Source organism: Rugamonas sp. FW305-51 (genome assembly GCF_058786935.1).
In genome coordinates, this window is sequence record NZ_JBYSZG010000023.1 from 58830 (window position 1) to 76943 (window position 18114).

General features: G+C 62.2%; 15 protein-coding genes and 1 pseudogene. 6 read left to right on the forward strand and 10 right to left on the reverse strand.

What is annotated here, in order from left to right:
* Positions 1 to 157 precede the first annotated feature (157 nt).
* Both AC3WOS_RS16780 and AC3WOS_RS16785 read left to right on the forward strand, forming a co-directional pair.
* Positions 158 to 1201: a VirK/YbjX family protein gene (locus AC3WOS_RS16780; RefSeq protein ID WP_492717160.1), complete on the forward strand. Its 1044-nt coding sequence runs from the start codon at positions 158 to 160 to the stop codon at positions 1199 to 1201.
* Between the two features lie 440 nt (positions 1202 to 1641).
* Positions 1642 to 1878: a DUF6139 family protein gene (locus AC3WOS_RS16785; protein ID WP_492717161.1), complete on the forward strand. Its 237-nt coding sequence runs from the start codon at positions 1642 to 1644 to the stop codon at positions 1876 to 1878.
* Positions 1879 to 1960: 82 nt separating this feature from the next.
* On the opposite strand, the gene dnaE is transcribed toward AC3WOS_RS16785, so the two are convergent.
* From dnaE to AC3WOS_RS16800, 3 genes are all read right to left on the reverse strand, one after another.
* Positions 1961 to 5512: a DNA polymerase III subunit alpha gene (dnaE, locus tag AC3WOS_RS16790; protein ID WP_492717162.1), complete on the reverse strand. Its 3552-nt coding sequence runs from the start codon at positions 5510 to 5512 to the stop codon at positions 1961 to 1963.
* A gap of 203 nt (positions 5513 to 5715) precedes the next feature.
* On the reverse strand, positions 5716 to 6132 hold the full coding sequence (locus tag AC3WOS_RS16795; RefSeq protein WP_492717163.1) for a type II toxin-antitoxin system VapC family toxin: 417 nt from the start codon (positions 6130 to 6132) through the stop codon (positions 5716 to 5718).
* Positions 6129 to 6377 carry a type II toxin-antitoxin system Phd/YefM family antitoxin gene (locus AC3WOS_RS16800; protein ID WP_492717164.1) on the reverse strand — a complete coding sequence of 83 codons (249 nt, stop codon included), beginning with the start codon at positions 6375 to 6377 and terminating at the stop codon, positions 6129 to 6131. Before AC3WOS_RS16800 ends, AC3WOS_RS16795 begins: the two co-directional genes overlap by 4 nt.
* A 172-nt stretch (positions 6378 to 6549) precedes the next feature.
* On the opposite strand from AC3WOS_RS16800, the gene AC3WOS_RS16805 reads away from it, so the two are divergent.
* Together AC3WOS_RS16805 and AC3WOS_RS16810 are read left to right on the forward strand one after the other, a co-directional pair.
* On the forward strand, positions 6550 to 7455 hold the full coding sequence (locus tag AC3WOS_RS16805) for a sulfurtransferase (RefSeq protein ID WP_492717165.1): 906 nt from the start codon (positions 6550 to 6552) through the stop codon (positions 7453 to 7455).
* A 90-nt stretch (positions 7456 to 7545) separates the two neighbouring features.
* Entirely contained in the window at positions 7546 to 7791 is a 246-nt protein-coding gene (locus AC3WOS_RS16810; protein ID WP_492717166.1) for a type II toxin-antitoxin system ParD family antitoxin, read from the forward strand.
* On the opposite strand, the gene AC3WOS_RS16815 is transcribed toward AC3WOS_RS16810, so the two are convergent.
* Positions 7760 to 7900, reverse strand: a complete 141-nt coding sequence (locus AC3WOS_RS16815) for a type II toxin-antitoxin system PemK/MazF family toxin (RefSeq protein WP_492717167.1) — start codon at positions 7898 to 7900, stop codon at positions 7760 to 7762. The two genes, AC3WOS_RS16810 and AC3WOS_RS16815, sit on opposite strands and share 32 nt — an antisense overlap.
* Entirely contained in the window at positions 7900 to 8145 is a 246-nt protein-coding gene (locus AC3WOS_RS16820; protein ID WP_492717168.1) for an AbrB/MazE/SpoVT family DNA-binding domain-containing protein, read from the reverse strand. Before AC3WOS_RS16820 ends, AC3WOS_RS16815 begins: the two co-directional genes overlap by 1 nt.
* 126 nt (positions 8146 to 8271) lie before the next feature.
* Between AC3WOS_RS16820 and AC3WOS_RS16825 the strand changes: the two are divergent.
* Both AC3WOS_RS16825 and AC3WOS_RS16830 read left to right on the forward strand, forming a co-directional pair.
* Positions 8272 to 8566: pseudogene (locus AC3WOS_RS16825) on the forward strand (type II toxin-antitoxin system RelE/ParE family toxin).
* Positions 8567 to 8575: 9 nt separating this feature from the next.
* Positions 8576 to 8935: a HigA family addiction module antitoxin gene (locus tag AC3WOS_RS16830; RefSeq protein WP_492717169.1), complete on the forward strand. Its 360-nt coding sequence runs from the start codon at positions 8576 to 8578 to the stop codon at positions 8933 to 8935.
* Positions 8936 to 9072: 137 nt separating this feature from the next.
* On the opposite strand, the gene AC3WOS_RS16835 is transcribed toward AC3WOS_RS16830, so the two are convergent.
* The 5 genes from AC3WOS_RS16835 to AC3WOS_RS16855 form a co-directional block, all read right to left on the reverse strand.
* Positions 9073 to 9276, reverse strand: coding sequence for a DUF6447 family protein (locus AC3WOS_RS16835; protein WP_492717170.1), 204 nt, complete (start codon positions 9274 to 9276; stop codon positions 9073 to 9075).
* 16 nt (positions 9277 to 9292) lie between these two features.
* On the reverse strand, positions 9293 to 10654 hold the full coding sequence (locus AC3WOS_RS16840) for a TolC family outer membrane protein (RefSeq protein ID WP_492717171.1): 1362 nt from the start codon (positions 10652 to 10654) through the stop codon (positions 9293 to 9295).
* Positions 10655 to 10656: 2 nt separating this feature from the next.
* Complete coding sequence (locus AC3WOS_RS16845; RefSeq protein ID WP_492717172.1) at positions 10657 to 12018, reverse strand: HlyD family type I secretion periplasmic adaptor subunit; 1362 nt, start codon at positions 12016 to 12018, stop codon at positions 10657 to 10659.
* Between the two features lie 2 nt (positions 12019 to 12020).
* Positions 12021 to 13913: a type I secretion system permease/ATPase gene (locus tag AC3WOS_RS16850; RefSeq protein WP_492717173.1), complete on the reverse strand. Its 1893-nt coding sequence runs from the start codon at positions 13911 to 13913 to the stop codon at positions 12021 to 12023.
* A 418-nt stretch (positions 13914 to 14331) separates the two neighbouring features.
* Entirely contained in the window at positions 14332 to 17850 is a 3519-nt protein-coding gene (locus AC3WOS_RS16855; RefSeq protein WP_492717174.1) for a hypothetical protein, read from the reverse strand.
* Between the last annotated feature and the right edge of the window lie 264 nt (positions 17851 to 18114).

Below are 18114 nucleotides of genomic sequence, written 5' to 3' on the forward strand. Positions count from 1 at the left end.
CGCCGATGCACTAGGGCCAGCCACTACGTGTTTCACTTATATCACCCCCACAACACCCGGGCATCGCCGGCACCGCCGCAGCGCCGCAGGCCCGTACGCCCTAGGGGGAAGCCGTAAGCGCAATTGCCAATTTACAATATGTTACACAGGGGATAACATGCCCGATTCCGTATTCCGGCCCTCCCTTTCCATGATGACGCAGGCTACCGACCCGATGGCGCAGTTGATCACCCTCCGCACGGGCCTGGCCGCCCGCAGCGGCGCCCTGTCCTACCTGCGCGACTCGCTCAAGCTGTCGTTGCGGGCCTTCCTGAACCGGCAAAGCACTTTTGGCTGGCTGCAGCTGCTCAATTCCCATCCGCTGTACCACGAGCTGGTGCAGATCTACCCGCTGATGGTGTACAAGATCTACCGTCCCTACCTGAGCAACGCCTTCAGCTGCGCCCAGCGCCTGACCGTGCTGCAGGACCATTACCGCTTCGTGCTGCGCCACGGCCTGGGGCCGCTGACGGTGCGCGTGGCGCGCGCACCGCTGGTGCTGGGCACGCTGGCGGGCAAATCGGGCCGTCCCTACCAGCTGGAATTGCACGCGGTGGCGCCGCTGGAACGCGAGGGTGAGCTGATGCTGCGCCTGCTGCAGGACGGCGAGCGGGTGTTTTCGGTGGCGTTCGCCTTCTTCCAGGGCGAGCGCGGCATGACGCTGGGCATCGGTTGCATGCAGGGGCCGCAGGACGAAGACGGCCTGTTGCGCATCAAGGAAGCGACGCGCGACCTGCACGGCCTGCGTCCCAAGAACCTGATGGTGCACTTGCTGCGCCATCTCGGCCACAGCTACGGCTGCCAGGACTTGCGGCTGGTGGGCAACGCCAACCGCGCGCCCCGTACGGCCGTGCGCAAGGGCCGGGTCCATGCCGACTACGACGCCCTGTGGCAGGAAATGGACGCCCGGCGGCGGCCGGACGGCGACTACCAGCTCGACTGCGCGCCGCTGACCGAACCGGACATGGCCACCATCGCCTCGAAAAAACGGTCGGAATACCGCAAGCGGCATGAAACGCTGGAAGCGCTGGCCGCCATCCTGCATGCGGGCCTGCAAGCGCCGCGCCTGACGCCCGTGGCCGGCGCCCCGCTGCGCGACTTCAGCCCGGTGGCGCCGGATGCCGCCATCCGCGACGAAGAGTACCTGTCGGCCCTGGCCTGACGGCTTGTACCGTCGGCGCGTCGGTCGGGGTCAGTTCCCACGTCCGTCGGGTCAGTTCCGCCAACCCGATGCGGACTAAGCCATATCCGTCCGTACAGGGGAGTTTGTGTCCGATTGCCGGAACTGCCCTCCCATCGCAGAGCCTGTGTCTGAATGCCAGACCTGACCCCGCCGTTCCGCGTCCGTCGGGTCAGTTCCGCCAACCCGACGCGGACTAAGCCATATCCGTCCGTACAGGGGAGTTTGTGTCCGATTGCCGGAACTGCCCCCCATCGCAGAGCCTGTGTCTGAATGCCAGACCTGACCCCGCCGTTTGACCCCGCCGTTCCGCCGTTCGCCATTGCGGGAACGGCCACGGGCGCTGAAATCCTGTACCATAGGTGACGGCAGCTGGCGCCATACCGGCACCTGTTGCTGCCTGCCCAACAAGGAGGAGCGACATGCGCGTGGATATTTATCGCAGAGCTGAGCACAACGGGAGTTTTTCCTACCTGGCCGTGCCCGAAGACAAAGCCATCCCACAGGAAGCCATCAGCACGGACTGGCAGGCCACCGCCCAACGGGTGGAAGTGGACGAGGCCGGCGATGACACCTTGCCCGACTATCACATCGTCCAGCCGCTGGCGCAGATCCGCGCCAAGGGTTACGCCATCACGGGATTGAACGGCAAGGGCTGATCCGGCCGGCGCCAGCCGGGCCGCCCCGCGCGCCGCCCGGCTCGACGCCGGGGGCGAGCTCCGGACGGGGCCGGACGCGACCTCAATACTCGACCGCCACCTCGCGCGCGCCCAGCACCTGCTGCAGCGCCAGCTGCAGTTCGTCCGACGGCGCCACCCGCCACTCGTCGCCGAACTGCAGCACGCAGGCCACGCCCTGGGGGCTGATGCGGGCCGAGACGGGCAAACCCTGCTCGTGGCGGTGCGGCGCCAGCACGTCGGCGATCTTGCGGCTGTCGAGCGTGGTCGGCAGGACCAGCCCCAGCTGGCGGCCATACTGCACGCGCGCCGTGACGATGTCGAACACCTTTTCGGCCGAGATCCGCAGCCCGCCCGAGAAGCGGTCTTCCGACACCTTGCCCACCACGGCCAGGAATTCGTCTTCCTTGAACATCTTCTTGTTCTCTTCGAACACTTCCGAATAGACGGTCACTTCCACCACGGCGCTCTTGTCGTCCAGCGTGACGATCAGGATCTTGCCGCGCTGGGTCATCTGCGGCCGGATGCCCGTGATCACGCCGCACAGCATGCGCGGCTCGCGCGACGGCTCCAGCTCGGCCAGCTTGGTGCGGGCGAAGCGGCGCGCCTCGGGCGCGAACGAGTCGAACATGTGGCCGGACAGGTAGAAGCCGAGCGCGATCTTTTCCTCGGCCAGCTTCTGGCGGTCGGTGAACGGCGCGCACTTGACGTATTCGGGCGGGGCCACCAGGTCGCTGTCGTCGCCGCCGAACAGGCTCACCTGGTTGGCCGCGCGCGCTTCCTGCTCGGCGCACTCCATGGCGAAACCGACGGAGGCGAGCAGGATGGCGCGGTCCACGCCCAGGCAGTCGAACGCGCCCGAGCGTATCAGCGACTCGATGGTGCGGCGGTTGATCTGCTTCTTGTCGACCCGCTTGCAGAAGTCGAACAGGCTGGAAAACGGGCCGCCGGCCTTGCGGGCGGCGATGATGGCCTCGATCGCGTTCTGGCCCGACCCCTTGACGGCGCCCAGGCCGTAGCGGATCTGCATCACCTTCTTGCCCGTCACCGACGGCGGCGGGCCGTCCGGCGTGAAGCGGTAGTCGGACTGGTTGATGTCCGGCGGCAGGATGGTCAGGCCGCAGATGTCGATCGCATCCTCGACCAGGATCTTGACCTTCTCCGTGTCGTCCATGGCCAGCGACATGTTGGCTGCCATGAAGGCGGCCGGATGGTGCGCCTTCAGATAAGCCGTGTGGTACGACAGCAGCGCGTAGGCGGCCGCGTGCGACTTGTTGAAGCCGTAGCCGGCGAACTTCTCCATCAGGTCGAAGATCTCGTCGGCCTTCTCGGCGCTCAGGCCATCCTTGGCGGCGCCGGCGCGGAAGATCTCGCGGTGCTCGGCCATCTCCTCGGCCTTTTTCTTACCCATCGCCCGGCGCAGCATGTCCGCGCCGCCCAGCGAGTAGCCGCCGACGATCTGCGCCATCTGCATCACCTGCTCCTGATACACCATGATGCCGTAGGTCTCGGACAAAATGGATTCGGTGCGGGGATCGGGATAGTCGAATTTTTCGCCGTGCTTGCGCTTGCAGAAGTCGGGAATCAGGTCCATCGGGCCCGGACGGTACAGCGCCACCAGCGCGATGATGTCCTCGAAGCGGTCGGGCCGCGCATCCTTCAGCATGCCCTGCATGCCGCGCGACTCAAGCTGGAAGACGGCGACCGTCTTGGCCTTGGTCAGCAGCTCGTAGGATGGGCGGTCGTTGAGCGGCAGCGCGGCCAGGTCGAAGTCGGCCTCCTTGGGATCGAGCGCCTTGATGTAGCGTACCGCGCGGTCGAGGATGGTGAGCGTGGTCAGGCCCAGGAAGTCGAACTTGACCAGGCCCACGGCCTCCACGTCGTCCTTGTCGTACTGCGACACCACGCCGGCGTCGCCGCCCTGGGTGTACAGCGGGCAGAAGTCGGTCAGCTTGCCCGGCGCGATCAGCACGCCGCCGGCGTGCATGCCGATGTTGCGGGTGATGCCTTCGACCTGCTGCGCCAGGTCCAGCAGCTGCGCCACTTCCTCCTCGTTCTGCTGGCGCTCCTTGAGCATCGGTTCCTCCTCGATCGCCTCGGCGATCGACACCGGCTTGCCCGGCTTGAAGGGAATCAGCTTGGACACGCCGTCGCAGAAGTTGTAGCCGAAGTCCATCACGCGGCCCACGTCGCGGATCGCGCCCTTGGCCGCCATGGTACCGAAGGTGGCGATCTGCGACACGGCGTCGCGGCCATACAGGTCCTTGACGTGCTGGATCACCAGTTCGCGCTTCTCCTGGCAGAAGTCGATGTCGAAGTCGGGCATCGAAACCCGTTCCGGATTCAGGAAACGCTCGAACAGCAGGTTGTATTTGAGCGGGTCCAGGTCCGTGATCTTGAGCGAATAGGCCACCAGCGAACCGGCGCCCGAACCGCGGCCCGGGCCGATCGGCACGCCGTTGTTCTTGCCCCACTGGATGAACTCCGCCACGATCAGGAAGTAGCCGGGGAACTTCATCTTGATGATGGTTTCGTTCTCGAACTTGAGGCGGTCCTCGTAGCGCGCGCGGTTCTGCTCGCGCTTGACGGGGTCGGGGAACAGCTGCAGCAGCCGCTCCTCCAGGCCCTTCTTGGTTTCCTCGACCAGGAATTCGTCGATCGTCATGCCGGGCGGGGTGGGGAAGTTGGGCAGCTGCGGCTTGCCCAGCACCAGCGTCAGGTTGCAGCGCTTGGCGATTTCCACGGAATTTTGCAGCGCAGCCGGCAGGTCGGCGAACAGCTCGCGCATCTCGGCCTGCGACAGGAAGCGCATCTGCTCGTTGAACTTGCGCACACGCTTGTTATTGGCCAGCATCTCGCCTTCGGCGATACAGGTGCGCGCCTCGTGGGCGATGTACTCGTCCTTGGAGATGAACTGCACCGGATGGGTAGCCACCACGGGCAAGCCCAGCCTGGCGGCCAGCGCCACCGCGTGGCGCACCTGCGTTTCCTGGTTGGCCTGGCCGGCGCGCTGGATCTCGATGTAGAAATGGCCGGGGAAGATGCGGGCCCATTTCTCGGCGTGCTGCTCGGCCAGCGCCGGGTTGCCGTTTTCGATGGCGATGCCGACATCGCCGAAGTGCGCGCCCGACAGCGCGATCAGCCCGTTGGCCGGGCTATCGTCGGGCAGCAGCGCGTAGGTCTTGGTGGTCAGCTCGGCCAGCCACTCGGTGCGGATCTCGGCCCGGCCCTTGTACTGGTTGGTGAGCCAGGCCGTCGACAGCAGTTCGCACAGCTGCAGGTAGCCCATGCGGTTCTTGGCGAACAGCATCAGGCGCGACGGCTTGTCGCGGTTATCGTCATTGGTGATCCACACGTCGACCCCGACCACAGGCTTGATGCCCTTGCCGCGGGCGGCCTTGTAGAACTTGACCATGCCGAACATATTGGACAGGTCCGTCACGGCCAGGGCCGCCTGCTTGTCCTTGGCGGCGGCCGACACCAGGTCGTCGATGCGCACCAGGCCGTCGACGATGGAATATTCGGAGTGCACCCGCAGGTGGACGAAGCCGGGGCCGGCGGGAGCCGCCGGGGCCAAGGGGGCCGCGCTGTCTTGTTCGTTTGCTACCATGTTCATACGCTGTTCGCCGCTGGATCAATAACCCGCTATTTTACCGTGCGCGGACGGGGAGCGATCAACTCACTGCACGCCCACCTTGCAGCACCATTGAACTTGGTTTGCAATAGGACTATCAAATTAGGAATAGCGGGGTCAAGTCTGTCATTCGGGCACAAACACAACCGTAGACCACGTTGGCAGCCTAGCGCTTGCGATTCCGATTAAGGCGGCGACCAGGGGTTGCATAATTGCACCGGCAAACCCGCAAAATCCTGTACATTGCGCGTGACCAGCACCAGGTCATGCGTCAGCGCGGTTGCCGCCAACAGGCTGTCGACGACGGGCAGCGGGCGGCCGGCGTCGGCAACCAGGCGCCCCCACCGGTCGGCCACGGCGGCATCCACGCTCAAGATGCGCCCGTAAAAAAATTGTCGCAAATCGGACTCCAGCCAGTCCGACAATCTTTGCCTGCGCCGCGCATCCTTGACACCCTCGACGCCCTTGCGGATCTCCCCCAGCGTCAATACGCTCAGGTACAAAATCTGCGGCGGGCGCTGCGCGAACCACTCGAGCACACCTTGGTCAGGCACCTTGCGTTTCAGCTCCGATAACACGTTGGTGTCGATCAGGTAGCTCAAAACTCAAGCTCGCGCGTCATGCCGGGTTCGCGTTCGAAGTGAACGTCGTCCGCTCCCCGGAATGGACTGCTGGCCATCAATTCCACCAGCGACCCCTGACTGCACGCGAGCCGGTCATAGGCTTCACGCGACAGTACCACCGCCACCGATTTGCCATGCAGCGTAATGTCCTGTGGCTGGCTTTGTGCGCGCTTGACCAACTCCGACAGTCTTGCCTTGGCTTCCTGGATTTGCCAAATTTGCATCCCGCCCTCCGATTCTGACCATACTGGTTTGATTTTAGCGACTATCGCCGCTGAACATCAAGCGCTATCTGCGGCAGCGCCCCGATTTGCCCACTTTTTAGGCAAATACGGCGCCAGATCAAATATTGAGGCGTATAATGTCGCCTTTCCTGTTTTTCCTCTCATCACCATCATGCCCGCTAATAACGCTTTACAAGCTGAAGCGCATGCTGCCGCCATCGCTGCCGCTGCCGCTCACGTCAACATCGCCGCCTACAAGTTCATCACTTTCGACAACACGGAAGCGATGCGCCCCCAGTACCAGGCCATCTGCGCCGAGCTGGGCCTGAAGGGCACCATCCTGCTCACGCCGGAAGGCATCAACATGTTCGTGTCCGGCCCGCGCAGCCAGATCGACCAGTACCTGGCCTGGGTGCGCAGCGACGCGCGCTTCGCCGACCTGGAAGTGAAGGAGAGCTATTCGAAAGAGCAGTCGCACAAGCGCATGCTGGTGAAGATCAAGAAGGAAATCATCACCATGCGCATGCCGCTGATCAAGCCTGAAGACGGCCGCGCGCCCTTCGTGGAAGCGGCCACCCTCAAACGCTGGCTCGACAACGGCGTGGACGACAACGGCAAACCCGTCGTCATGGTCGACACCCGCAACGATTTCGAAGTGGACGTGGGCACCTTCACCGGCACGGTGGACTACCGCATCAAGAAGTTCACGGAATTCCCGCAAGTGATCGCCGCCCACAAGGACGACTTCGCCGGCAAGACCGTGGTCACCTTCTGCACCGGCGGCATCCGCTGCGAAAAGGCCGCCATCCACATGCAGAACATCGGCTACGACAGCGTGTACCAGCTGGAAGGGGGCATCCTCAAGTATTTCGAGGAAGTGGGCGGCGACCATTACACGGGCGACTGCTTCGTGTTCGACTACCGTACCGCCCTCAACCCCAAGCTGGAGCCGACCGAAACCGTGCAGTGCTTCGTGTGCCGTTCGGTGGTCACGCCGCGCCAGCAGCTGGCGCCGGAGTATGTGTACGAGCAATCGTGCCCGCACTGCTACGGCAAGAAGAGCGCCAATCAGCCGTAATCGGGGACCGGGGATGCGGCACAAAATTTGCGCCATATCGCACCAATAGTGCGATAATTTTCGCACGATACTGAATTGAGGTTGCACATCATGGGCACCGTGCGCAAGACCATCATTTTGACCGACCAGCAAGACGATTGGATTAAGGCGCAGATTGACGCTGGGCACTACACCAACGACAGCGAATGCATCCGTGACCTGATCCGCCGCGAACAGGAGCGTAACGCAGAACTTGCTGCGGTCCGCGCGGCGCTGACGGCAGGTGAATCCAGCGGTGAACCCCGCCCCTTCGACGTCAGCGCATTCAAGCAGAGAATGTCAGCCCGCGCACATTAAACGCCTTGGCGCTGACTACCAAGGCGTAGTGCGCTCCCTTCATTTCACGCCCGCTGGCCGGGTCGAACTGCAAGTGAATGATGTCGCCGTGCGCCGGCGCATACGCCATTATTGCGACTCCAGTCCGACGGCCGGCATCGCGTCCCAGCCCTCGGCACGCGGCAGCTCGGCCGGCATCTCCGCCAGCAGTTCCGCCAGCACATGGCGCGGCCGGCGCGATGCCCTGATTGTCATCTGCGCACCGGCCAGCTCCAATTGCACCCGCGAGCCATCGCGTAGCTTGTTCTGCTCAACAAACGCTTTTGGCACCGTCATCACCAGCGAGCCGCCGGCCCGTCGCAGGACTTGTTCCATGCTACTTCTCCAATGTGGCAGCATCGCCAATATTACAACTAAATCATCCCCTATAGCAGAGCTATCAATGTCGATGATCAAACATTAACGTTTGACGTTATGTTCGCCGTGCGTTATTGTCTACTCATGTCCATACAATCTTTCAAAAACAAGGAAACGGCGGCGATTTTTGATGGTCATGAAGTTAGAAAGTTGCCGCATGAAATACAGGTCACAGCCAAGACGAAGCTGGCATTGATCGATGCCGCGTTATTGGTACAGGATCTTCGCGTTCCTCCAGGAAATATGCTGGAGAAATTGGTGGGCAAGCGCCAAGGACAGACAATGGAGCATTCGCATTAACAAACAATGGCGTATCTGCTTTAGTTTTGATGATAGCACCGGCACCGCGACCGACATTGAAATCTGTGATTACCATTAAGAGGTGAATATGAACATCAATCGAAACGATCTCCATCATGTCGACTTTTCCGACATCGTCACCGGCAACACCGTGCCGTCCACGACGCCTGGCCAAGTATTGAAGAGTGAATTTCTTGATCCACTCGGCATCACGCAATATCGACTGGCAAAGTCAATTGGCGTGCCAGCACAACGGATAGGCGCCATCATCATGCATGGACGAGCCATCACTGCGGATACGGATCTGCGTCTTTGTCACTTTTTTAAGTTGTCGGATGGATTTTTTCTGCGTTTGCAGGCGCAGCATGATCTGCAAGCGGCGCGGACTGGCTTGGGTAGCGTCTTGGCTACGATGCCCAATTACGAGGATGTACGTCACGCTGCTTGATGCAGCCTGCTTGATTCCGGTGGGGATGGCACGCGATCCAATAGCTTAGATTGAAAATCTGGACGCCGATAAAAAAGCCAGGTCGACAAACGCCTGCGCGTCCGCCCACCTGGTTTTTCATGGCCCCGGCCAGCCGCCTATTGCAAGGCGCGCGGCACCAACTGCTGCAACGCCGCCTGATAGGCGTTGCGGGCGGTTTGAAACACCGCCAGCTTGGCGTTCAATTCAGCGATCTGCGCATCGACAAACTGCAGGTTCGTCACCTGCTCGCGCGCCTCCTCGCCCAATTCGTCGAAGCGGTAAGTCACACCGTCGACCGTCACCTCTATCGTGTCGCCCATACCGTGCCGCCACCGTCTAGCGGAAGTAACGTGCCATGTCGCGCACGTCATCCACGGCCAGCGTACCGACGGCGGCGCGCATGCGCAGCGAGGTCAGCAAATAGTTGTAGCGCGCCTGCGCCAGGTCGCGCTTGGCGGTGTACAGCTGCTGCCTGGCGTTGAGCACGTCGAGATTGATGCGCACGCCGCCTTTGACGCTTTGCTCGGTCGCCTTGACCAGCAATTCGGCCGACGCCACCGACTTGTCGAGCGCGCCGATGCGCGTCACGCTGCTCAGCAGGCTGCCGTAATCCTTGCGCAGTTCCAGCACGGTCTTGTCGGTCTGCACCTGCAGGTCGGCGCGCGCCCGTTCCTGGTTGGCCACGGCCTGGCGGCTGGCGGCATTGACCTGGCCGCCCGAATACAGCGGAATATTAACTTGCACGCCGATGCTGCGCACCGTCTGATCCTGGCCCACCACGCTGATCGACTCGGAACCGGATTTGCCATACACGGCCACAAAGTCCACCCGTGGCGCATGCCCGGCACGCGCCTTGTTCACTTCCTGATGGGCGATCTCCACGGCATAGGCCAGGGTCTTGATATCGGGATTGTGCTCGAGCGCGATCGCCTTCCAGTACTCGAAGGTCTCGCCATCGCCGGGACGGACGTGGAAGTCCGCGGCCAGCCGGTCCAGCTCGCCGATGTCGGCGCCGACGATGGCCGCCAGCGTATCGCGCGACACGGTCAGATTGTCCATGCTCTCGAGCACCTGCGCCTCGGACGCATCGAGCCGGGCCTGGGTTTCCAGCATGTCGGTCCTGGTGCCTTCGCCCTTTTCGAACATCCGGTCATTGACCTTGCGCTGCTCCACATACATATCGCGCTCGACCCGGGCCAGGGCCAGCAAGTCGTACTTGTACAGCACGTCCATATAGGCGTTGACGACGCGCATGATCACTTCCTGCTGCTGGCTGGCAAATTGCGCCGCCGTGTAATCGCTCTGCGCCGCCCCCTGCTTGTAGCGGGCCCAGCTGTCCAAATTGAACAAAGGCTGGCGCAGCTGGAGATAGCTGCCGCGGGAGAAATAGTCCTGCGCCACCGGCGATTCCGTCACCCCCTTGTAATGCTGGACGATGGTGGTGCGGTTCTGCGTGCCGCTGTAGCTGCCGCTCACGTTGGGCAGCAGGTTGGAGCGGCCCAGCACGCGATTCTCCTTGCCGCTCTCGTTGGCATACCTGGCCGAACGGTATTGCGGATCGTTCTGCAACGCGGCCTCGTAGGCTTGCATCAGCCCCAGCGCCATGGCGCCGGAACCGTGCAACATCAGGGCCACGCCCAGCGCCTTGGCCATCATGCGGACCAGCGGACGCGGCTTTGCTTTCGACGGGAAGGCCACGGTCACTCCTCCGTCATCGAAGTCTTGGCGCGGTCGAACACCGGCTTGAGCAGGTAGCTCATCATGCTGCGCTCACCCGTCTTCACGAACAGGTCCACCGGCATACCGGGTTGCACGTCCATCCGGTGGGCGGCGATCAGCTTCAGGCCGGCCGGCGTCACCCGGGCGCGGATCTTGTAGTAGGGATTGCCGGTGCGCTCGTCCAGCGTACGGTCGGCCGACACTTGCGTCACTACGCCGGGAATGTGCGGCGTCTTGTTGGTGTTGAAGGCTGAAAAGATCAGTTCAGCGGGCAAACCCACCCTGACCTTGTCGATCAGGTTCACGGCCACCTGGGCTTCCACGATCAAGGCATCGTCGGTCGGCACCACGTCCATCATCTTGAAGCCCGGCGCCACCACGCCGCCCTTGGTGAATACGCTCAGCCCAACGACCACACCGTCGGCCGGCGCCTTCACGTCGACATTGGACAAATCGTACTTCTGCGCGCTCACCTTGCTCTCGCTGATCTCGCGGTCGCGCTGCACCTCGGCCAGCTGGGTATTGACATCCTTCTGGTATTCCTGCGCCCGCTGACTGCGGCGCAGGCCGGTCTCGGCGATCTGACGCTGGGTGCGGCCGAGCGTGCCGATATCCTCCGCAATGGAACCGACCAGCTGGGCGTTGGCGCGCTCCATATCGAGCAGGCGGCTGCGGGAGACGTAGCCATCCTTGGCCAGCTCGCGCAGATTATCGAGCTGCTCCTTGAGGAACTTCAACTGTTCCCGCTTGCTGTCGCGCGATTCCTGCAAACCGGTCAACTGGCTTTTCAGTCCGGCGATATTCTCGTCGTAGGAAGCCAATTCGTTCTGGATCGCCATCTGGCGCGAGGCGATCAGCTGGTTCTGCAACGCCATCGCCGTGGCCGCCTGCGGCTCGTTGCGCGCGGCCAGCAGATCGGGCGGGAAAGCGATGGCCGACTTGCCGGCACGCTCGGCCAACAGGCGCGCCTCGGTGGCGCGCGCCGTCAGATACTGGGCATGCACGATGTCATATTGCGCCCTGGGCTGCACGTCGTTCATGCGCACCAGCGTCTGGCCGGCCTTGACCACATCGCCATCCTTGACCAGGATTTCCTCGATCGTACCGCCGGCCTGATATTGGATGGCCTTGCGGTTGCTTTCCTTGGCCACGGTACCGCTGACGGGCACGCCTTTGTCCAGCGGTGCAAAAATGGCCCACAGCAGAAAACCGCCCACGCCCAGCAATACGATCAGCCAGCCCAGCTTGCTGTAGACGCGCTCGTCGATATTCACGGTCTGCGCCGCAACGTCGTGCGCGATGACTTCGGTGGCCTGGGCCTTGTCTTTGAGTAGATTCCTCATGATTACTCCTGTTCCTTGACTTCTTCGGCCACGGTGTCCGCGTTGCCGGCCTGTGCCGCCTGGCTGCCCTGCTGCTGGACCATGGCCAGTTGCGCCTGCGCCTCCGCCTGGGCATGGGCTTGCTGCTGGGCCTGCGCTTGCTGCTGGGCGTAAGCTTGCTGCTGGGCCTGAGCTTGCGCTTGTGCCTGCTGCTGTGCCGCCAAGGCGCGTTGCGTGTTCTCCTGCAATGCAGCCAATACCTGATTGGTCGGACCGAACATCTCCAGCATGCCGTCACGCAGCAACAACAACTTGCTGGTAACACTGATCACGCTGGTCCGGTGGGTAATCAGCACGATGGTCTTGCCGCGCTGGCGCAAATCGTTAATCGCCTGTACCAACGCCATTTCGCCTACATCGTCGAGGTTGGAATTGGGTTCATCCAGCACGATCAGCGCAGGATCGCCGTACATGGCGCGCGCCAGACCGAGCCGCTGACGCTGGCCGCCGGACAGACCGGCGCCGCCATCGCCCAGCAGGGTGTCGTAACCCTTGGGCAGATGCAAGATCATTTCGTGGATGCCGGCGCGCTTCGCGGCCAGCACCACCTTTTCCGAATCGATTTCGCCAAAACGGGCAATGTTCTCGCTGACGGTACCGCCAAACAGTTCGATGTCCTGGGGCAAATAGCCGATGTGCGGTCCAAGCTCGGCTTTGTTCCATTGGAAGATATCGGCGCCATCCAGGCGCACCTTGCCCATCATTGCGGGCCACACCCCCACCATCAAACGCGCCAGCGTCGACTTGCCCGAACCGCTGGGGCCGATCACACCCAGCACTTCGCCCGGTGCGATGGCAAACGTCACGCCCTTCAAGACCGCCGTCTGCGTGCCCGGTGGCGCGGCGGACACCCCTTCCACGTGCAGCTGGCCTTGCGGCTGGGGCAACGGCATGCTGGCCGGCCGCGCGGGATTCGCTTCCAGCAATTTAAGCAGCCGCTCATAGGCGCTGCGGGTGCTGCTCCAGGTTTTCCATACGCCGATCACCTGCTGCACGGGCGCCAAGGCGCGCCCCAGCAGGATGGAGGCGGCGATCATCATGCCGGAGGTGATCTTGCCTTCAATAACGAGCATGGCGCCAAAGCCCAGCACCAGCGACTGCAGGGAAACTTGCACGAATTTGGTCACGGCGCCGACCATGCCGGCCTTCTCGCTCGCCTCGGCCTGCAGCTGCAGGAAACGGCCGTGCAATTTGAACCAGCGGCTCATCAGGTTGGGCAGCATGCCCATCGATTCGATCACTTCGGCATTGCGCAGATTGTTCGTCGCCAGGTTGGACGACGCGATGGCCATGCCATTGGCTTCGGCCAGCGGCTTGTGCGACACCTTTTCATTCACATAAGCAAGCACCACCAGCACCGCCGTACCGCACAGGGCGAACACGCCCAGCGACGGCTCGAACAGGAAGATGACGATCAGATAGACGGGGAACCAGGGCGCGTCGAAGAACGCGAACAAGGCATTGCCGGTCAAGAATTGGCGGATGTTGGTCAGGTCTTGCAGCGCCTGGCCGGCGTTGCCGCCGGCGCGCTTGAGGTTCTGCTCGAAGGCCGCCGTGTACACGCGCTTGTTGAGCTGCATGTCGAAACGGGCCCCCACGCGCACCAGCACGAAGCTGCGTATCATTTCCAGCGCGCTCATGGCCAGGTAGGCGCCCAGCATCATCAGGGTCAGCATCAGCAGCGTGATTTCGTTGCGGCTGGCCAGCACGCGGTCGTAGACCTGCAGCATGTACAGCGACGGCACCAGCATCAGCAGGTTGGTGATCGCGCTGAAGGTGCCCACGGTATAGAACGTGCGCCTGAAACCCTGCAACACCTGCTGGATTTCGTTGGGGGGAGTGAGAAGTTTTTTCATGTGGTTACTGGTGCTGTTCACGGTGATGAAGCTAAGGCGGCGGCATGGGGATGGTCTCCACACATGCTGGGCCGCAAAAAGCAGCAGCGCGGCGCCGAAGAGAAACAGTATCGGGAAATGCGCGTCAGGCGACAGATTATAGACCAAGTTCAACAAATAATGTGACGTACATCACATTTTTCCATCATTGTCCGGGATGCCTGGAGGATGGCAAGTGGCAATCTGGGTATGCCGCAAACGCATGGGCAAGGCATGGAGCGCGCCACAGGCGGGCACAGGATGCCTTCCATAAAAAAAACCCCGCGTTCTCACGAAGCGCGGGGTTGCAGGCCGCTTGATGCCTGGCAGACCAGACATCAAGGTGGCGCTATGACAGCCGGGCGGGACTCGCATCCCATCCGGCCGACTGGCCAGGAAATTAGGCCAGGGTGATGATGCCAGCAGCGGCGGTTGCCGTGCCGTGGTAGCCAACCAGAACGATAGCTTCCGTCACCGTTGCGCCGGAAGTCGAACCGTCTTGGTCATAAACAACCAGGCTGTCGGTACCGGTCGCCGAAGCGGTGAAGGTGTGAGCCGTCGTATCGTAGGTACCGGTCACCAGGGCAGCGGTAGCACCGGTTGCCGAAGCGATCGTCGTACCCAGCGTACCGGTGAAGGTAGCGCTCAGCGCGGCCAGGTTGATCGTGTCGCCGGCATGCACGCCGGTAACAATATCCACGCCAGCCAGGGTAGCTGCGGCGGCGGTTGCCATTGCGGCAGCCGATGCTGCGCTCAGGGTATTGCCGGCGGCTGCCATGACGATGCCATCGAGCACGCCCGAAGCGTGTGCGCCGAAGGTGATGATATCGGCACCAGCACCACCAGTGACCAGGTTACCACCGGTACCGACGGTGATCGTGTCAACACCGCTACCGCCGGTAATGACGTTCAAGCCGTTACCAGCAACGATCGTGTTGGTGCCAGCAGAAGCCGTCACAGTGATCGTGTTGTCACCGTTACCGGCAGTGATCGTGTTCGAACCGGCAGCGCCTTCGATGGTGTTGTTGCCGTTACCGACGGTAATGATGTCATCGGCTTGACCACCGGTGACGGTGTTGTCGCCGTTACCGGAGGTGATCGAGTTGCCCTTGCCGGCAATATCGGTACCCGTCAGCGTGTTGTCGCCATCACCACCCTTGAGCGAGATGCCGTTGGCAGTTGCAAGCGAGAAGTCCAGGGTCACGTCGCCCGTGACACCGGACGCGTCAACCACGGAGTTGACGTTCAGGGCCATGGCGCCCGAGGTGATGCTCAGATTGGAGCTACCGGTAGCGTTGACATTGGTCAGCGCCGTGGCGCTGGTCAGTGCGCCGATGGTCAGGTCTTTGCCCAGCGTCAGGTTCAGGATCTCAACACCGGCCAGCGATGGCGTAGCCAGCGTCGCTGCGGCAGTTGCCGTGGTGATGTGCACCGTATCGATATGGCCGACAGTGGTAGCACCCGTCACGCCCAGGGTGATGGCTTGCGCGCCGCCCTTGATGGTGATGTCGCCGGCTTGCGTGGCGTTCAGGCCGTTAGCAGTAACCGTAGCACCGTTCAGGACCACCGACGTGAAGGTCGAGCCGGTGAACAAGGACAGGTCAGCGGTAACGCCGTTGTTGATCTGAGCGATTTCGAAGTTCGTGAACTTGGCAGCGCCAGTCGTCGCGAAATCGGCATTGTTTGCCAGGATCAGCTTGTCAGCTGCGCCGGCGCCACCATCGACCGTCTTGGTCTGCAATGCGCCGCCGTTCGTGGTAACCACATCCGCGCCCGAACCGCCCTTGTAGGTCTGGCCAGCAGCAACGGTAATGGTGTTGGTACCGGTGTTGGCAGACGCATCAATGACAGCAGCGGCGGCGAAGGTCGTGGTGCCGAAGTTCAGGCCAGCAGCACCGGTAACGTTCACTGCGGTTGCCAGCGTAGCGGACAAACCGGTCAGCACGTTGGTGGCCGAACCGTTGCTGACCACGTTCACCGTCGTCGCGTTGGCATCGGTGTAAGTACCGGCGGTAACACCGCTGAGCGTGAAGGTTTCGGTGTGAGCTGCAGTCGTGTTCACGACCTTAACGTTGCTGACCATGCCGGTAGCCGACACGTTAGCGATGGCCAGACCGGTCAACTCGGAAGCGCCGGCGTTTTCCAGCGTGACCGTGGTCAACGTATTGTTCAGCGTCGATGCATCGGTAATCGCGTTACCGAAAGCGGCGCCGGTACCCAGGCCAACAGCACCATAGTTGCCTTTGACGGTGGCGCTGGCCAGAGTCGTGTTGGTGGTCGCCGTGACGGTCACGCCGTCAACCAGGGCAGCTTTTGCGGTATCAGCCGTGACAACCGCGTCAGCGGCAGCCTTGGCGGCAGCAACGGTAGCGTCATGGGCGGTGTCCGCAGCGATGGCAGCCGTTTTTGCAGCCGTCGAGGCCGTCTGCAGCGGGGTCAGCACAGCCTGGGCAGCGGTGCGGGCAGCGGCAGTGCTGGTCGTCAGGCCAGTTGCGAAGGCCAGGTCGATGGCGACCTTGTCGGCCATGGTAATCGCGCCCGATTCAAAGGCGGCTTTGGTAGCGGCCTGAATCGACAGCGCGGTGCCCTGGTTTGCCGACGAATTGGTAGCAGCAGCGATGGCGGTAGCCAGGGTCGCCTGGTCGGTCACCACTGCGGTAGCGGCAACTTTGGCCAGACCCGATGCATCGGTATCGCCGGTCGCAGCAGTATTTGCATCCGTTGCAGCCGTTTGCGCGTCCAGGTCGGCGACTTGCGTAGCCAGAGCAACTGCACTCGAGGCAGTAGCGTTGACCGAGGTACCATTGGTAAAGGTCACTGCGCCATCGTTGGCGGTCGCGGTCAGGGCGCCAGCGCCTTTGATAGCGACGGTACCGGTAGCGAACGAGTTGGTCGCGGTGACGTTGCCGGCGGCGGCAGTCGTTCCACCGACGTTGATGGAACCAGCGGTGCTGTTGGAAATCACGACGTTCTTACCGCCGTTGACGGAAACGCCAGCGAGGCCGCCGGCCACGTTGATGTCGGTGGTGGCAGCAGCCACAACGCCGGAAATCGCAGCACCGGAGGTCACGTTGACCGTCGTCAGGCCAGTCCAGCCGGAGACATTGGCAGCGGTGATCGCGGCAGCGGAAATCAGGTTGGCGACTTCAACGTTCTGAACCGTGGCGCCGGTAGCCGACAGGACACCGCCGGTCAGCACGACGTTCATCGTATCGGTGCCTGCGCCACCGTTGACGGAGTCCAGCGCGCCAAAGGTTGCGGTACCGGTATCCAGGGCAGCATTGATAACGTCGTTACCGATAGTACCGGTAACGGTATCAATACCGGTGGTGAGCGTGAAGGTGGTGGTTGGCGTGGAAGCGCTGACCATTTGCAGCGCCGTGTCATGCAGGGCGGCGGTCGCGGTGGCCAGCGTAGCGTCGTCGGTCACGGAGGCGATGTAGGTCTTGGCGATGTCCAGGACGGCTTGCTTGCCGCTCTGGTAAGCGATACGCTCGGCTTCGTTACCGACAACTTTCAGTTCGTCGGTGAACAGGACAGCAGCGGCAACTTTGTCGTTGTAAGCGACGCCGTCCGAGTTCGGGGTGCCGTCTTCGTTCTTGGCGCCGGCAACGATGGCGGTCACGATTTGCGAAATCAGTTCAGGGTGGGCTTGCAGAATGCCGCCCCAGTAGTCCAGGCCACCTTGCTCAGCGTGACGGCCGAACAGGTTCATGTAGACGGTGTCGATCACTTCGGAAGGCTGCTTGCCGCCGTAGACGGAGGTGTATTCTGGCTGGACGGCGAAAGCTGCGCTCACTTGAGCGATGGTGCCGCCGTGGCTCAGGGCGTTGAGCCAGTAGTTCAGGCCGTCAACGTCGGCTGGACGGCTGAAGTACGCTACATACAGTTGTTGCAATTGTTCGGTAGGTGTAGCCATTTGTAAAACTCCTAAGATTAGAAAAAATTAGCACTTCGGCGACGCGACACTCGCATTACAAGTTTGCGTACCGAATCATGGCAGAGCATACCTGGGGGAAGATGTGATGGGCATCACATCAAACCTCAATTAGCTCTACTTTTATTGCTTTTTATGCGACAAAAATTTACCGCGCGGCCATTATGGAAGATGACCGTGGAGAAATCAATCTTTGCCGCATAGACTGTCCAGGGCATGAAACATCTCCCCATGCAGCCGGCAAAC

Bases quoted from the DNA above. Each gene is read 5' to 3' on its own strand.
- AC3WOS_RS16780 (WP_492717160.1), top strand. From the start codon at position 158: ATGCCCGATTCCGTATTCCGGCCCTCCCTTTCCATGATGACGCAGGCT.
- AC3WOS_RS16785 (WP_492717161.1), top strand. From the start codon at position 1,642: ATGCGCGTGGATATTTATCGCAGAGCTGAGCACAACGGGAGTTTTTCC.
- dnaE (WP_492717162.1), bottom strand. From the start codon at position 5,512: ATGAACATGGTAGCAAACGAACAAGACAGCGCGGCCCCCTTGGCCCCG.
- AC3WOS_RS16800 (WP_492717164.1), bottom strand. From the start codon at position 6,377: ATGCAAATTTGGCAAATCCAGGAAGCCAAGGCAAGACTGTCGGAGTTG.
- AC3WOS_RS16805 (WP_492717165.1), top strand. From the start codon at position 6,550: ATGCCCGCTAATAACGCTTTACAAGCTGAAGCGCATGCTGCCGCCATC.
- AC3WOS_RS16810 (WP_492717166.1), top strand. From the start codon at position 7,546: ATGGGCACCGTGCGCAAGACCATCATTTTGACCGACCAGCAAGACGAT.
- AC3WOS_RS16815 (WP_492717167.1), bottom strand. From the start codon at position 7,900: ATGGCGTATGCGCCGGCGCACGGCGACATCATTCACTTGCAGTTCGAC.
- AC3WOS_RS16820 (WP_492717168.1), bottom strand. From the start codon at position 8,145: ATGGAACAAGTCCTGCGACGGGCCGGCGGCTCGCTGGTGATGACGGTG.
- AC3WOS_RS16830 (WP_492717169.1), top strand. From the start codon at position 8,576: ATGAACATCAATCGAAACGATCTCCATCATGTCGACTTTTCCGACATC.
- AC3WOS_RS16835 (WP_492717170.1), bottom strand. From the start codon at position 9,276: ATGGGCGACACGATAGAGGTGACGGTCGACGGTGTGACTTACCGCTTC.
- AC3WOS_RS16845 (WP_492717172.1), bottom strand. From the start codon at position 12,018: ATGAGGAATCTACTCAAAGACAAGGCCCAGGCCACCGAAGTCATCGCG.
- AC3WOS_RS16850 (WP_492717173.1), bottom strand. From the start codon at position 13,913: ATGAAAAAACTTCTCACTCCCCCCAACGAAATCCAGCAGGTGTTGCAG.
- AC3WOS_RS16855 (WP_492717174.1), bottom strand. From the start codon at position 17,850: ATGGCTACACCTACCGAACAATTGCAACAACTGTATGTAGCGTACTTC.